This window comes from Streptomyces sp. NPDC002680 (assembly GCF_042889145.1).
Taxonomy (GTDB): Bacteria; Actinomycetota; Actinomycetes; order Streptomycetales; family Streptomycetaceae; genus Streptomyces; species Streptomyces adonidis.
On the sequence record NZ_JBIAQP010000012.1, the window covers coordinates 335,857 to 349,723 of the forward strand.

12 protein-coding genes are annotated in these 13,867 nt (G+C 68.5%); 7 read left to right on the forward strand and 5 right to left on the reverse strand.

The features are described 5' to 3' along the window. Positions 1-23: 23 nt before the first annotated feature. From ACFYXF_RS30915 to ACFYXF_RS30930, 4 genes are all read right to left on the reverse strand, one after another. Positions 24-881, reverse strand: a complete 858-nt coding sequence (locus ACFYXF_RS30915; protein WP_389354491.1) for a sugar phosphate isomerase/epimerase family protein — start codon at positions 879-881, stop codon at positions 24-26. 85 nt (positions 882-966) lie between these two features. Further along, on the reverse strand, positions 967-1,908 hold the full coding sequence (locus tag ACFYXF_RS30920) for an ATP-binding cassette domain-containing protein (protein WP_389354493.1): 942 nt from the start codon (positions 1,906-1,908) through the stop codon (positions 967-969). Between the two features lie 4 nt (positions 1,909-1,912). Continuing rightward, positions 1,913-2,989 carry an ABC transporter permease gene (locus ACFYXF_RS30925; RefSeq protein ID WP_389354495.1) on the reverse strand — a complete coding sequence of 359 codons (1,077 nt, stop codon included), beginning with the start codon at positions 2,987-2,989 and terminating at the stop codon, positions 1,913-1,915. Next, on the reverse strand, positions 2,989-4,008 hold the full coding sequence (locus ACFYXF_RS30930; RefSeq protein WP_389354497.1) for a sugar ABC transporter substrate-binding protein: 1,020 nt from the start codon (positions 4,006-4,008) through the stop codon (positions 2,989-2,991). The genes ACFYXF_RS30925 and ACFYXF_RS30930 overlap by 1 nt, the downstream gene beginning before the upstream one ends. Before the next feature lie 240 nt (positions 4,009-4,248). Here ACFYXF_RS30930 and ACFYXF_RS30935 point away from each other — a divergent pair, with 240 nt between their 5' ends. From ACFYXF_RS30935 to ACFYXF_RS30965, 7 genes are all read left to right on the forward strand, one after another. Further along, a complete protein-coding gene (locus ACFYXF_RS30935; RefSeq protein ID WP_389354573.1) occupies positions 4,249-5,280 on the forward strand; it encodes a LacI family DNA-binding transcriptional regulator in 1,032 nt (343 codons plus the stop codon). A gap of 234 nt (positions 5,281-5,514) precedes the next feature. Further along, positions 5,515-6,558, forward strand: a complete 1,044-nt coding sequence (locus tag ACFYXF_RS30940) for a LacI family DNA-binding transcriptional regulator (RefSeq protein WP_389354499.1) — start codon at positions 5,515-5,517, stop codon at positions 6,556-6,558. A 287-nt stretch (positions 6,559-6,845) separates the two neighbouring features. Further along, positions 6,846-8,138 (forward strand): ABC transporter substrate-binding protein, encoded by a 1,293-nt coding sequence (locus ACFYXF_RS30945; RefSeq protein ID WP_389354501.1) that lies wholly within the window; start codon positions 6,846-6,848, stop codon positions 8,136-8,138. Positions 8,139-8,141: 3 nt separating this feature from the next. Beyond that, positions 8,142-9,182, forward strand: coding sequence for a carbohydrate ABC transporter permease (locus ACFYXF_RS30950; RefSeq protein ID WP_389354503.1), 1,041 nt, complete (start codon positions 8,142-8,144; stop codon positions 9,180-9,182). Next, complete coding sequence (locus ACFYXF_RS30955; protein ID WP_389354505.1) at positions 9,172-10,044, forward strand: carbohydrate ABC transporter permease; 873 nt, start codon at positions 9,172-9,174, stop codon at positions 10,042-10,044. The genes ACFYXF_RS30950 and ACFYXF_RS30955 overlap by 11 nt, the downstream gene beginning before the upstream one ends. 268 nt (positions 10,045-10,312) lie before the next feature. Continuing rightward, positions 10,313-11,071: an IclR family transcriptional regulator gene (locus ACFYXF_RS30960; protein WP_389354507.1), complete on the forward strand. Its 759-nt coding sequence runs from the start codon at positions 10,313-10,315 to the stop codon at positions 11,069-11,071. A gap of 107 nt (positions 11,072-11,178) precedes the next feature. After that, positions 11,179-12,363 carry a PP2C family protein-serine/threonine phosphatase gene (locus tag ACFYXF_RS30965; RefSeq protein ID WP_389354508.1) on the forward strand — a complete coding sequence of 395 codons (1,185 nt, stop codon included), beginning with the start codon at positions 11,179-11,181 and terminating at the stop codon, positions 12,361-12,363. On the opposite strand, the gene ACFYXF_RS30970 is transcribed toward ACFYXF_RS30965, so the two are convergent. Further along, the gene (locus ACFYXF_RS30970; protein ID WP_389354575.1) at positions 12,335-13,789 is read right to left on the reverse strand and encodes a family 43 glycosylhydrolase; all 1,455 of its coding nucleotides are present in this window, start codon (positions 13,787-13,789) and stop codon (positions 12,335-12,337) included. The genes ACFYXF_RS30965 and ACFYXF_RS30970 overlap by 29 nt on opposite strands. Between the last annotated feature and the right edge of the window lie 78 nt (positions 13,790-13,867).

Consider the following 13,867-nt stretch of genomic DNA (forward strand, 5'->3'; position numbering starts at 1 on the left):
GCGTGCCGAGGTGGTCGCAGCCGTCAGGGGCGGGCGGCCAGGTACTCGTCGATCTTCTTCCGCATGAGGACGGAGGACTCCTTGGCCCGTTCCTCCCAGGCGAAGACACACGCCGTGAGGGTGCCGTCGAAGCCGTTCGCGCGCAGGGCGCCGAAGAGTTCGTCGAAGTCGACCTCGCCCTCCCCGATGTCCAGGTGCTGGTGGACGCGGGCCGTGGTGCCGGGCGGGTTGAGGATGTAGCGGTTGCCCGACGACGCGGTGTGGTCGAAGACGTCCGCCAGATGGACGTGGGTGAGCAGGTCGCCCGCGTACTCGATGATGCCGGGGGCGTCGTTGCCGATGTGGAAGGTGTGCGGGGCGCAGTAGAGGAAGCTGACGTTGGGGTTGTTGACGCCCCGGATCAGGTTGACCGCGTCGTAGCCGTTCTCGATGAAGTCGTCCGGGTGCGGTTCCAGGGCCAGTTTGATGCCCTCGCGCTCGAACGCCGGCAGCAGGTCGTCCATCGACTTCCAGAACTGCGCCTCACTGCGGTCCGGGTCCTCGGGGCGGCCGTTGAACTCGGAGATCATGCTGTCCACACCAAGATCCGAGGCGATCTGGATGGCCCGCTTCCAGTACCGTACGGCGGCCTGCCGGGCGTCCTCGTCCGGCCCCGACCAGCGGAACAGGGGCAGTAGGGAGGAGATGCCGACGCCGGCCGCGTCGAGCGCCTTGCGGAACTTCCGTACCGTCGCGTCGTCCACGCGTGGGTGCCGGAAGAAGGGGATGAAGTCCTCCCGGGGGGACAGCTCGATCCACTCGTAGCCCAACTCGGCCACCACGGCGGGCAGTTCGAGGAGCGGGACGTTGCGGATCATATAGGGGTCGAGGGCGATCTTCACGGGGTGTGCCTTCCGGTCACGGGGAGACGGTGGGGCGTTGCTTTCGCCGAGCCGTTGCCGAGCATGCGCCGGGCCTTTTCCGGGGTCAGGGCGTCGTCTTTTCCGAGGAGACGGCCAGGGGTGCCTGGAGGTCCTCCACTTCGGGGAGTTCCTCGACGTCGACGCCGCGTACCTGGGCCAACTCGTGCTTGAGGGCTGCGAGTTCGGCGCCGCCGGCCATGTGGTTGGTGAGTTCTTCGAGGCTGACCTCGCTGCGGGCGGCGCTCAACTCCATGGTGCCGAGGCGCAGGACGCTGAAGTGGTCGCCGACCATGTAGGCGTGGTGCGGGTTGTGGGTGATGAAGATGACCCCGAGGCCCTTGTCCCGTGCGGCGGCGATGTACTTCAGCACCACACCCGACTGCTTGACACCCAGCGCGGCGGTCGGCTCGTCCAGGATGAGGACGCGGGCGCCGAAGTAGACGGCGCGGGCGATGGCCACGGACTGGCGCTGGCCGCCGGAGAGGGTGCCGATGGGCTGGTCGAGGTCGTCCAGGACGATGCCCATGTTGCGCAGTTCCGCGTCCGCGGTCTCTTTCATCTTCTCGATGTCGAGACGGCGCACGGGCCAGGGGCCCTTGGTCATCTCGGAGCCGAGGAAGAAGTTGCGCCACACCGGCATCAGGGGGACGGTCGCCAGGTCCTGGTAGACGGTGGCGATACCGGCGTCGAGTGCTTCGCGGGGGGTGCCGAAGTGGACGGGGGTGCCGTCGACGAGGAGTTCGCCCTCGGTGTGCTGGTGCAGCCCGGAGATGATTTTGATCAGCGTGGACTTGCCGGCGCCGTTGTCGCCGAGCACGCAGGTCACCTGTCCGGAACGGACCGCGAGGTTCACGCCGTGCAGGGCACGGATGTTGCCGTACGACTTGCCGGTGTTGCGCAACTCGACGATCGGTGCGGTTCCCTCGGGGCCGGTCTCCTCGGTGAGGGTGGCCTGGGGTGAAGTCGCCTCGTCGGTAAGGGTGTTGGGGGTCTTGTTGGTTGTCATGCGATCACCTCCGGGTCGCCTGGCGGCGGACCCACAGATTGACGAGGGCGGCGACCAGGAGCATCACGCCGAGGAACGCCTTGAACCAGTCCGGGTTCCAGTTCGCGTACACGATCCCCTGGGAGACCATGCCGAAGATGAACGCACCGATCACGGGGCCGATGGCGGAGCCGTAGCCGCCGGTCAGCAGACAGCCGCCGATCACCGCCGCGATGATGTACAGGAACTCGTTGCCGACACCCTCGCCGGACTGCACCGTGTTGAACGAGAACAACAGATGCATCCCGACGAACCAGGCACCCGCGCCCACACCCATGAACAGAGCGATCTTGGTGAAGTTGACCGGGACACCGACCGCACGGGCCGAGTCCTTGCTGCCCCCGACGGCGAAGATCCAGTTCCCGAACTTGGTGCGCAGCAGCAGCCAGGTCGCGATGGCGGCGAACACCAGCCAGTACACGATCGTGATCTTGAAGTTCACGTCGCCGATGCTGAACTCCGACGCGAAGACCTTCTTGGCCTGGTCGAAACCGTCCATGTCGGCGATCGAGTCCGACGCCACGTTCCCCGTGAAGATCTTCGTGACCGCGAGGTTGGCGCCCTGAAGGATCAGGAACGAGCCCAGCGTGACCAGGAAGCTTGGCAGCCCGGTCTTGATCAGCAGCCAGCCGTTGAACGCGCCGACCGCCAGGGAGACGATCAGGGCGACGATCACGCCCGTCCACACGTTCATCGACAGCTGGAAACTGAGGATCGCCGCGGTCAGCGCGGAGGTGGTGACCGCGACACCGGCGGACAGGTCGAACTCCCCGCCGATCATCAACAGAGCCACCGGCAACGCCATGATGCCCATCACGGACGCCTGGTAGAGCACGGTCGCAAGGGCGCTCGTCTCCCGGAAAGCCGGAGCCGCCGCGAAGAAGAACACGTACACACCGATCGCGGCGATCAGCGCGCCCACCTCGGGGCGGGCCAACACCCGCCGCCCCAGGGACCGCTGGTTGGTGCGGCCGTCCTTCTGGCTGACCGGCGGAGCCGGCGGTGTGGTCACCGCCGGCGCAGCCTGCTGGGTCACACTCATCACCGGGTGCCCTTCGCGGCGAACGCGGCCACCTTCTCGACGTTGGACTTGTCGACGAAGGCCGGGCCGGTCAGGATCGGCTGCTCGCCGCCGCCGCTGTAGTTGCCGTTGTTCTTGTAGAGCCACAGGGAGTCGACGGCCAAGTAGCCCTGGAGGTAGGGCTGCTGGTCGACCGCGAACTGGATGTCACCCGACTCGATGGCGGCGATCAGGTCCTTGTTGAGGTCGAAGGTCGCGACCTTCGCCTTGCTGCCGGCCTCGGACGCCGACTGGACCGCCGTCAGCGCGAACGGGGCGCCGAGCGTGACGATCTCGTCGATGGACTTGTCCTGGTTGAGCTTCGCGGTGATCGTCGACTTCACGGACGGCATGTCGGTGCCGTTGACGTAGAGGGTCTCGGTCTTGCCGCTGAACGTCTTCTTCACACCGGCGCAGCGCTCTTCGAGGTTGACGTCGCCCTGAGCCTGGACGACGCACACCGCGTGCTTGGCGCCGGTGGAGTTGAGCTTGGTGCCGAGCGCCTGCCCGGACACGGACTCGTCCTGGCCGAAGAAGGACAGCAGGCCCTGCTCCTTCCACACGCCGAGGCCCGCGTTGAAGCCGACGACGGGGATGCCGGCCGCCTCCGCCTTGGCGACGACGGCCTTCATGGCATCGGGCTTGGCGAGGGTGACCGCGATGCCGTCGACCTTCTGGTCGATCGCGTTCTGTACCAGGTTGGCCTGGTCGCCGGCGGTCTCGTCGTTCGAGTAGATGAGCTTGATGTTGTCCTTGGCGGCGGCGGCCTGGGCGCCCTTGCGGATGGTGTCCCAGAAGGTGTCGCCGGAGGGTGCGTGAGTGACCATCGCGATCGTCATCCGCGGGGTGGTGGCCTTGCCCGCCGAGGCGTCGGTGCCGCCGTCCTCGGACTTCTTGCCGCCGGAGCCGCTGGAACAGCCGGCCAGTACCAGGGCGGCTGCCGCGGCCGTGGCGACGACGGGAGCGATTCTGCGGGATCGCGGAAGAGATGTGCGGTTCATGCTTCATGCACCTCGCTGTGCAATGGGAGGAAACGGGAGGAATGGGGGGCGGCAAGTGGTGGGGGGCGGGTGTGGCAGCGATCCGCGGCTGGTGGATGGGGCCGGGAAACCGCGACAGCCTCTGTCAGGGTCGCGGTGAGAACATCAGGACAATTTAAAGCGCTTTAAGTCCTGGTACTATCGGCTCGTTTCACGAACGTGTCAAGGGTGTTGCGCAAGGAGATCTGGCGGGAGGCGCAAGTGGACGAGGCCGGTTCGGCTCGTGGCCGGGACGGTGCGAGCAGGCGCCCCCGACTGGAGGACGTGGCCGCGCGCGTGGGTGTGTCCACCGCGTCCGTCTCCCTCGTGCTGCGGGGAGTGGCCGGCCCCAGCGAGCGCACCCGGCAGCGCGTCCTGAAGGCCGCCGCCGATCTCGGCTACCAGGTCGACCGCACCGCCAGCCTGCTGGCCAGCAGACGCACCCGGCTGCTCGGCGTCATGGTCGACATCCACAGCCCGTTCCACGCCGAACTGGTCGAGCATCTGCACACGGCCGCCGAGGACGTGCGCTACGACCTCGTGCTCAGCACCCAGACCCGAACCCGCGACGAGCACACCGCCATCGAGACGCTGCTCGCCTTCCGCAGCGAGGCTCTGATCCTGCTCGGCCCCACCGCCCCCGCAGACACCCTCGCCGCCCTCGACCGCAAGGCGCCCGTCATCGCCGTCGGCCGCCGGATCGCCGACGCCGACCTGGACGTCGTACGCAGCGCCGACGAGGACGGCGTCGGCCAGATAGTCGACCACCTGGTGTCGCTCGGCCACCGGGCGATCACGTACGTGGACGGCGGCAAGGGAGTGATCGCCACCGACCGGCGCCGTGGGTACCGCGCCGCCATGCGACGGCACGGTCTGGACGCGTACATCGGCGTCCTGCGCGGTGACCACACCGAGGCGGCGGGCGAGCGCGCGGCCCGCCATCTGGTCGACGCCGGTGAGCTGCCCACCGCCGTCGTCGCCTACAACGACCAGTCCGCCATCGGCGTCCTGGCCGGCCTTGCCCGCGCGGGCGTCGACGTCCCGGGCCAGGTGTCGGTGGCCGGCTACGACGACGACGCGCTGTCCCGGCTGAGCTGCTTCAACCTGACCACCGTCAGCCAGAGCGCCCGCGAACAGGCCCGGCACGCGGTGACCGCCGCTGTCGAACGCCTCGATCAGGGGCGTACCGAGCCCCGCGAGGTGGTGCTGAACCCGCGCCTCGTCCTGCGGGGGACGACCGCCGAACGCGGCTGAGCCGGATCGCCGCCACCTCGACGGTCGCGGTTCCGGCGGATGGGGTTCGAGGTGTCCTGCTGTCGGCGGCCTTGTGGCTACGGCGGCACGTCAGCCAGTAGTGGCCGTGGCCCACGTGGGTGACCTGCGTGAAGCGGCCGCGGGGTGCGGCAGACATCGGATCAGGCGCTCCGCTGTCCGGTCCCTCGGGCCGCCCGGAGCCCCGGCTCGTCGTGGCCGGATACAGTGCACAGCGTGTGGGCCGACAAGCAGCAGCGGGAGCCGCGTACCGAGCAGCCTGACGGCCCCCGCCGCCGGGCCACGATCAACGACGTCGCCCAACTGGCCGGAGTGTCACGCCAGACGGTCTCCCGGGCGGTGAACGACAAGGGCGAGATCGACCCGGCCACGAAGGAACGGGTTCTGGAGGTCGCCCGTCTGCTTGACTACCGGCCGAGCCGGTTCGCGCGGGGACTCGTCCGCAAGGGGGCGGTGACGGCGGGACTGGTGATCCCGGACCTGATGAACCCGTTCTTCCCCGAGGTGGCCGCCGGTGTGCTGGAGGCCGCCGAGCAGCGCGGCTGGCAGGTGGTCGTATGGGACTCCCGCACCGACCACACGAGGGAGCGCGAGGCGCTCGACGTGCTGTCCCATCAGGCGGACGCGGTCGTCGGCTACTTCAAGAACGACGACGACGTTCTCGCCCGTCACCTCGGCGGTGTACCGCTCGTCCTGCTCGAACGCGGCCCGCAGCAGACGAGGTTCGCGGCGGTGGGCATCGACGCCGCCGCCGGGCTCGAACAGGGCATCGCCCATCTCGTGCGTGCGGGGCATCGCAGGATCGGCATGCTGGACGGGGGCCGGCTCGACGCGCCCGGGCCCCGGCGGGAAGCGTTCCTGGCCGAGGTGCGACGGCACGGGCTGCCCGTCGACGACAGCTGGATCGTGCCGAGCCCCGAGCACAGCGTGGCGGGCGGGGAGGTGGGGATGGCTCAACTCCTCGATGCCCGGCCCGAGATCACCGCGGTCTTCGGCTTCAACGACCTGATCGCCATCGGGGCGATGCGGTGCGCTCGGCGGCGTGGGCTGGGGGTGCCGGACGATCTGGCGGTCCTGGGGTTCGACGGGCTGTCGCTGGGGGAGTTGGTCGAGCCGGCGTTGACCACTCTGCATCTCGACAAGCGGCAGTTGGGGCGGCTGGCTGTCGAGCAGGTGGCTCGACTGCGGGCGGGGGAGGAGCCGTTGAGCGGTTCCGATGCGTGGGTCGTGCCTCAACTGGTGTTGCGCGCCTCGGTGTGAGAGTTGTGGTGGACGGGCGCGTTGTTCGCTGCGGGCCCGGTGGGGGCTGGTCGCGCAGTTCCTCGCGCCCCTGAAGGGGCGCGTTGCGGCGCCCCATGCCCTATGGGACAACCCCACCTGGTATCGCCGTAATTAAGACAACACATCTACCGTGTACGTCCCTTGACACTGGTTTTCGGCCGTGTCGATACTCAACGGCAACGTTCACGTGAACGTTCACGGCCCTGGCCGACATCGTTGTCTTCGCCAGCCCGGAAAGTGAGTGCGCGCCGATGGAACACCGAACAATGTCCCGCAGACGACTGCTGGGGGTCTCCCTCGGCGGTGCGGGTGCGGCCCTGTTGGGGATGTCGGGATGTGGGGCGAGCAGTGGCTCGGCCTCCGTGGGTACCGACCATCTGAGCCTCTGGTACTGGAAGGGCTCCCTGAGCGACAAGCTGCTCGCCACCGCCAGACGCCGTGTCCCTGGTGCGCCGGGGGTGAAGGTGAAGGGCTCCCAGATACCCGACGGGGACATCGACTCGAAGGTGCGTACGAGCCTCGCCGCCCGTGCCTATGTGCCGGACCTGACGGTCGTGAACTCGGACAACCTCGCGACCTTCTTCCCCGACGAGGACGAGTTCCTGGACCTGCGGACGGTGGGCGCGGAGTCCGTCCGTGACCAGTACCTCGACTGGAAGTGGAAGAGCTGCTTCACCCCGTCGGGCCGCATGATCGGCTTCCCGCTCGACGCCGGACCCACCGCGCTCTACTACCGCCGGGACCTCTTCCGGGCGGCCGGACTGGCCTATGAACCGGCCGATGTCGCCGAGGCGATGCCCACGTGGGAGAAGTTCATCGATGCCGGCCGGACCCTCCGGGCTAAGGGGCCCGGCAAGCCGTACCTGGTGAGCAACATCGGCAACGTCTTCCAGCAGGCCCTGCTTCAGAGCCCCAAGCAGTTCGTGGACGCCGACAACCGTTTCATCGGCGACCAGGCGCACATCCGACGCGCCTGGGACCTGTCCGTGGAGATACTCCAGCGGGGGCTCAGCGCCAGGATCACGGACGGCACGCCGGACTACAACGCGGCCATGAGCGGCGGCAAGGTCACCACGATGACCACCGCCGTGTGGGCCATCAACGGCCTCAAGGACACCGCGCCCAAGACGTCCGGCTCATGGCGGCTGACCACTCTGCCGGACGGCCCCGGCAACTACGGCGGCTCCTACGTCACCATGACCCGCTACTGCCGCGACCCCGAGGGCGGATTCGCCTTCATGAAATGGCTGCTCGGCCCGGAGAACCAGCTCAAGAGCTACCAGGAGATGTCCCTGTTCCCCACCACCCCGGCCGCCTACGCCGACCCCGCGATGCACACGGCCGACCCCTTCTTCGGCGGCCAGAAGCCCATCGACGTCTTCGGCCCGGCCGCCGAGAAGGCTCCGGTCATCTACTTCAGCCCGTACGAGGAGACCGCCAACACCCCGTTCTTCCAGGAGCTGACCAACGTGGAACTGCTGGGCAAGAAACCCGACCGGGCCTGGCAGGACGCGGTCGACACCGCCGAGACCACGCTGTCCAGGCTGGGGGTGAGCTGACACATGGCCACGGTTCTCGACCCGCCGACCGACACCAAGCAGCGCCCTGTCCGCCGTACGCGATCCACCGCCCCCGGCGGACGGCGCCGCCACTTCCCGCCCCTGCTCGCGATCTCCCCGTTCTACGTCCTGTTCGCCGTCTTCGGCGCCTTCCCCGTCGTGTTCTCCCTGTACCTGTCCTTCCAGGACTGGGACGGCATCGGGGACATGCGGTACATCGGGTTCAAACAGTACGGCTGGCTACTTGAGGACTCGGTGTTCTGGCACTCGGTGCTCAACACCTTCGAGATCTGGTTCCTGTCCACGGTGCCGATGCTGTTCCTGGCTCTGGTGCTCGCGTTCATGCTGCACTCGCAGGTCCGGTTCACGGGCGCGCTGCGGGTGGCGTACTTCATCCCCAACGTCACCTCGATGGTCGCCATGACCATCGTCTTCGGCTCGGTCTTCGCACAGGCGGGACTCGCCAACTCGCTGTTGCGGGCGGTCGGGTTGGACGGTGTCGGCTGGCTGTCCTCCGAGTGGGGCATCAAGTCGGCCGTCTCCATCATGATCATCTGGCGGTGGATCGGCTACAACGCGTTGATCTTCCTTGCGGGCCTCCAGGCCATTCCCACCGAGCACTTCGAGGCCGCCCGTGTTGACGGCGCGAACAGCTGGCAGACCCTCTTCCGGGTCGTGGTGCCGCAGTTGCGGCCGGTCATCCTCTTCGCGGCCGTCACCTCCACCATCAACGGCCTGCAGATCTTCACCGAGTCCCAGGTGCTCTTCCAGTCGGACGATGTCGGAACCACCGGCGGACCGGGCCAGGAAGGTATGACCGTCGTGCTCTATCTGTGGCAGAAGGCGTTCAAGGACCATCAGTTCGGCTACGGGGCGGCGATGGGCTGGCTGCTCTTCGCGATCATCGCGGTGTTCACCGTCATCAACTGGCGGCTGGTCTCCGGTTCCGACAGCGACGACCGTTCCGGGATCGCGCGCTCGCTGCGTCAGCGTCTGCGTCTGCGTCTCCGTCTGAGTCGCAAGGGGGCCCGCAATGGCCGCTGACAAGAGGACGACCGGCAACGCGGGCCTCGCCATCGGCTCCGGCAGCAGAGTGACCCGGATCGGTGTCCGGGCGGTGCTGCTCCTGGGTGTGCTGGTCTCGCTGTTCCCCTTCTACTGGCTGGTGGTGATGGCCTCCGGCACCACCCAGGACATCTACCAGTACCCGCCCAAGCTGATACCGGGGCCGCATCTCCTGGACAACATGCGGCGGGTGCTCGACACCGTCGATTTCTTCGGCTCGCTGTTCAACACGGTCGTCGTCGCTGTGCTCGGCACCGCGCTGGTGCTGTTCTTCGACTCGCTGGCCGCGTTCGCCTTTGCCAAGTACGAGTTCCCGGCGAAGAAGTTCCTGTTCGGCTCGCTGCTGGTCACGTACATGATCCCCGCGCAGCTCTCCCTGGTGCCGCAGTTCGTCACCATGGCCGAGTTCGGCTGGGCCGGCTCCCTGAAAGCGCTGATCATTCCGGGCGCGGCCAACGCCTTCGGCATCTTCTGGATGCGCCAGTACGCCCAGAACTCGCTGCCCGACGAACTGCTGGATGCCGGGCGCATCGACGGCGCCGGCTTCTTCCGCCTGTACTGGCAGGTGGCCCTGCCGCTGTTCCGGCCGGCCCTCGCGTTTCTCGGGATCTTCACGTTCATCGGCATCTGGAACGACTACATCTGGCCCCTGGTAGTCATGATCGACCCCGACAGGGTCACCCTCCAGGTCGCCCTGGCCAATCTGAACGTCCTGTACAACACCGACTACTCGCTGGTGATGGCCGGGGCACTGATGAGTGTCGTTCCGTTGATCATCGTGTTCCTGTTCGGGGCGCGGCACTTTCTGCGGGACCTGGCGGCGGGGGCGACGAAGATGTGAGGGGGGTGTGGGCTTTTCTTCGCCCCCGCCGCCCCTACCCGTTCCCATCCCTGGGGGCTGCGCCCCCAGACCCCCCTTTGTCCTCAAACGCCGGACGGGCTGGATGTGCCTGGGTATTCCAGCCCCTCCGGCGTTTGAGGAGCGGGGGTTCGGGGGCAGCGCCCCCAGGGATGGGACGGGTAGGGGCGGCGGGGGCGAGAACAACTGTCGGCGCACCCCTCGCCTCGCACGTCTTGCCCGGGCCGCACGCCGGGCGCACGCTGGTCCCATGGGTGCGCACGAAGGCCCCACGCTCATCACCTCCGTCCAGCGGGCCTTCCGCCTGCTGGAGGCGGTGAGCGCGCACGCGAACGGCGCGCCGGCCAAGCAGCTGGCACGCGAGACGGGGCTGCCCCTGGCCACCGCCTACCACCTGCTGCGGACCCTGGTCCACGACGGCTACCTGCGGAAACTGGACGACGGCGGGTTCATCCTCGGCGACAGGTTCCAGACCCTGCGGACCACGGGCCGGGGGCAGGCCCTGCTCAGCCGGGTCCGTCCCGTGCTGGCCGCGCTCCGGGACGAACTGACGACCGCCGCCTACCTCACCTTCTACGAGGAGGGCGAGATCCGGGTCGCCGAGATCGTCGACGGTCCGCGGGCGCCCCGCGTCGATCTGTGGGTCGGGTTCGAGGACGCGGGGCACGCCACAGCGCTGGGCAAGTCCGTCCTGCGGGAGATGGGTGAGGACGCCCGCAAGGAGTACCTCTCCCGTCATCACCTCGCCGACCTCACCCCGAAGACGATCACCAGCCCGCCAGAACTGCTCCGACGCATCGACACCTCACCCGTGGCCCCGGCCGTCACGGACCTGGAGGAGTACGCCCTCGGCACGGTCTGCGTCGCCGTCCCCGTCTACCGGGGCGACACGCTCGGCTCGCTCGGCGTGTCCATGCCGGTGGACCGGCTCTCCCGGGTGCCGGACGTCCGGGCCCGGCTGATTCCGATCGCGGACCGTGTGACCAGGAGCCTCTCGCTCACTATCTGAAAATCCGATCCTTGCTGCCGGCCCGGTTGATCGCGTTTCCTGATTACTGGATGAAACAGGCATATCGGGGGCTCACCCCGTACACAGGTGAGGACTGCGGACGGAACATGAGTCAGGCCCGACACCATGACGGCGACCACTGGCCGATGCGGACCTTCAGGACCCGCATGGCCGCACTGCCGATCCTGCCCGTCCTGCCCGTGCTGATCGTCGCCGGTGTCGTCCTCGGCGACCTCGTCGGCGGAGCCGGGGCGAGCTGGCTGCCGCTGCTCGCCGCCGGGCCCGCACTGGCCGCCACCACCAACGGACCGCGCGGTGTCCTGTACGTCGGCCTCCTCGCCGGGGCGCTCGGTGCGACGCTCGGCAGCTGGGACGGCGTACCGGCCCGCGAGCTGGCCGCCGTACTGTCCGCCCTGGCCGCCGTCACCCTGGCGAGCGGCCTGGCCAGCGCGCTGCGCGGACGCCGGGAGCGGGTCCTCGACGCCGTTCGCTCGGTCGCGGAGACCGCCCAGCACGCCCTGCTCGTCCCCGTCCCGGCGACGGTCGGCCCCTTCCAGGTGGCCGTCCGCTACAGCGCGGCGGCGGCCGAGGCCCGGATCGGGGGTGATCTGTACGCGCTGATACCCACGCCGTACGGGGTGAGACTGATCGTCGGCGATGTGCGCGGCAAGGGGCTGCCCGCCGTGGGGACCGCCGCGCTGGTGCTCGGCGTCTTCCGGGAGGCCGCCTACGACGAGCCCGATCTGCTCGCCGTCGTCGACCGCATCGAGCGGAGCCTCGCCCGCAACCTCGGCCCGGACGACTTCGTCACCGCCGTGGTCGCCGGTTACCCGAGGACGGGACACCTGGAGGTGGTGAACTGCGGCCACGCGCCCCCGCTGCTCGTCCATGCCTCGGGCGAGGTCACGGCCGTGGAGCCCGCGCACCCGGCCCCGCCCCTCGGACTGCGCGCCCTCACCGGCCACACCCCCGACCTCCATGTGCTGCCCTTCGCCGACGGCGACCAGCTGCTGCTGTACACCGACGGGGTCACCGAGGCCCGCGACCGGGGCCGCGCCTTCTACCCGCTCGACGAAGGACTGGCCCGCCACGCCTCCGACGAGCCCTCCCGCACCCTCGACGCGCTCCACGAGGAACTCCTTGACCATGTGGGCGGCCGGCTCCACGACGACGCGGCGCTGCTCCTGATCCGCAAACCGACGGTCCGGGAAGTGGTGGTTCCCGAACCGTCGATGTGTGGGGCCACGGGTTGCGAGGTGCCCGTTACTCGCCCGACGGCGCGGTCAGCGTGACGCCGAGAGCCACCGGCGTACCGAAGTTCGGTGTGCCGTCGGCGTTCCAGGTGAACTTCTGCGCCCTGGTGGTGCGGTTCATGTCGCAGCCGCCCGAGGTGGAGTTGTTGGCGTGGTAGACGATCCAGTCCTCCGTCCCGTCGGGCGACTTGAAGAACCCGTTGTGGCCCGGCCCGTACACGCCGTTGGCGTTGGACCGCTGGAAGACCGGGTTCGGTGACTTGACCCAGGAGGCTGAGTTGAGCGGGTCGCCGGTTCCGTTGTACGTCAGCATCCCCAGCTTGTAGTCGGGCGTGGAGCAGTGGCTCGCCGAGTAGACGATGAACGTCTTGCCGTTGCGCTGGAGCACCTCGGCGCCCTCGTTGACCGCGCCGCCGACCGTCTCCCAGCTGTAGGTCGGGGTCGACAGGATCCGGCGGGTCCCGCTCGCGGTCCAGGGGTTGGAGAGCGGCCGGATGAACATGGGCTGCGAGCCGTTGTAGAACGTGCCGAGGAGATAGAGCTGACCGTTCAACTGGAGGATGCCCGGGTCGAGTTCCCAGGTGTTGTCCTGGGTCGGGTCGAGCAGGTCGGCCTTGAAGGAGTAGGGGCCCATCGGGTCGAGCCCCGCGCTCTCCAGTACGTGGATGCGCTGGGTGCCCAGGTCGTACGGCTCCCGCCCGGCAGTGTAGTAGAAGTACCAGCGCTTGCCGTTCGGGCCGTCGAGGAGATGGAACTCCGGGGCCCACATCGTGCCCGCGCCGTTGGGCCGGGTCAGGTTGAAGATGACCTGGTCGGCGGCGGTCGCCAGCCCGGCGAAGGTGCTCGCCTTGCGCATCGTGATCGTCGAGTTCCAGGTGGTCGTGGCGAGGTAGTAGTAGCCGTCGTAGTACGTCAGCCAGGGGTCGGGCCCGTGCTGGGACAGCGGGTTGGTGAACGTGTGCGTGCCCGTGCCGCCCCCGCTCGTGAATCCGGGCAGCCGCCACACCCTGCCGTTGGCGGAGGCGCACGGGAGTTGGACGAGGTTGGTGTTCGAGGCCGACGAACCGCCGCTCGGCGTCACGCACTTGCCCGAACTCACCGAGACCAGATTGAAGGTCTTGTCGGTGCCGGCGACCGTCACGGGAACGAGCCGCCACTGCTGGTTCGTTCCGCTGTGGCAGGGCCACTGGATGATCGTGGCGTTGTCCGCCGTGGACGCCCCGAAGACGTCGACGCACTGACCGGACTGCGTGGTGATCGTGTACGTGTCGGAGGTCCCCGCGACCGGGGTGTAGCCGAAGTTCTGGTTGGCGCCGGAACTGCACGTGAACGCACGCAGCTGAGTCGCGTTGGTCGTCGAACTCCCGGGCAGGTCAAGGCAGTTGCCGCCGTTCTGGTTCACGCCCGTCGAGCTGAACGTGACGGCGGCGGACGCGGGCGGCGCCACCAGGAGGGCGACCACCATGGCGAGCACGGCGACGAGCACGGCCGTACATCTGGAAAGGGTGGAACGGGTCACTTCAGGCACATCCCTTCTCATCCC

Excerpts from the sequence above, each read along its gene's own strand:
- ACFYXF_RS30920 (WP_389354493.1), bottom strand. The coding sequence starts at position 1,908 with ATGACAACCAACAAGACCCCCAACACCCTTACCGACGAGGCGACTTCA.
- ACFYXF_RS30925 (WP_389354495.1), bottom strand. The coding sequence starts at position 2,989 with ATGAGTGTGACCCAGCAGGCTGCGCCGGCGGTGACCACACCGCCGGCT.
- ACFYXF_RS30930 (WP_389354497.1), bottom strand. The coding sequence starts at position 4,008 with ATGAACCGCACATCTCTTCCGCGATCCCGCAGAATCGCTCCCGTCGTC.
- ACFYXF_RS30945 (WP_389354501.1), top strand. The coding sequence starts at position 6,846 with ATGTCCCGCAGACGACTGCTGGGGGTCTCCCTCGGCGGTGCGGGTGCG.
- ACFYXF_RS30950 (WP_389354503.1), top strand. The coding sequence starts at position 8,142 with ATGGCCACGGTTCTCGACCCGCCGACCGACACCAAGCAGCGCCCTGTC.
- ACFYXF_RS30955 (WP_389354505.1), top strand. The coding sequence starts at position 9,172 with ATGGCCGCTGACAAGAGGACGACCGGCAACGCGGGCCTCGCCATCGGC.
- ACFYXF_RS30960 (WP_389354507.1), top strand. The coding sequence starts at position 10,313 with ATGGGTGCGCACGAAGGCCCCACGCTCATCACCTCCGTCCAGCGGGCC.
- ACFYXF_RS30965 (WP_389354508.1), top strand. The coding sequence starts at position 11,179 with ATGAGTCAGGCCCGACACCATGACGGCGACCACTGGCCGATGCGGACC.
- ACFYXF_RS30970 (WP_389354575.1), bottom strand. The coding sequence starts at position 13,789 with ATGGTGGTCGCCCTCCTGGTGGCGCCGCCCGCGTCCGCCGCCGTCACG.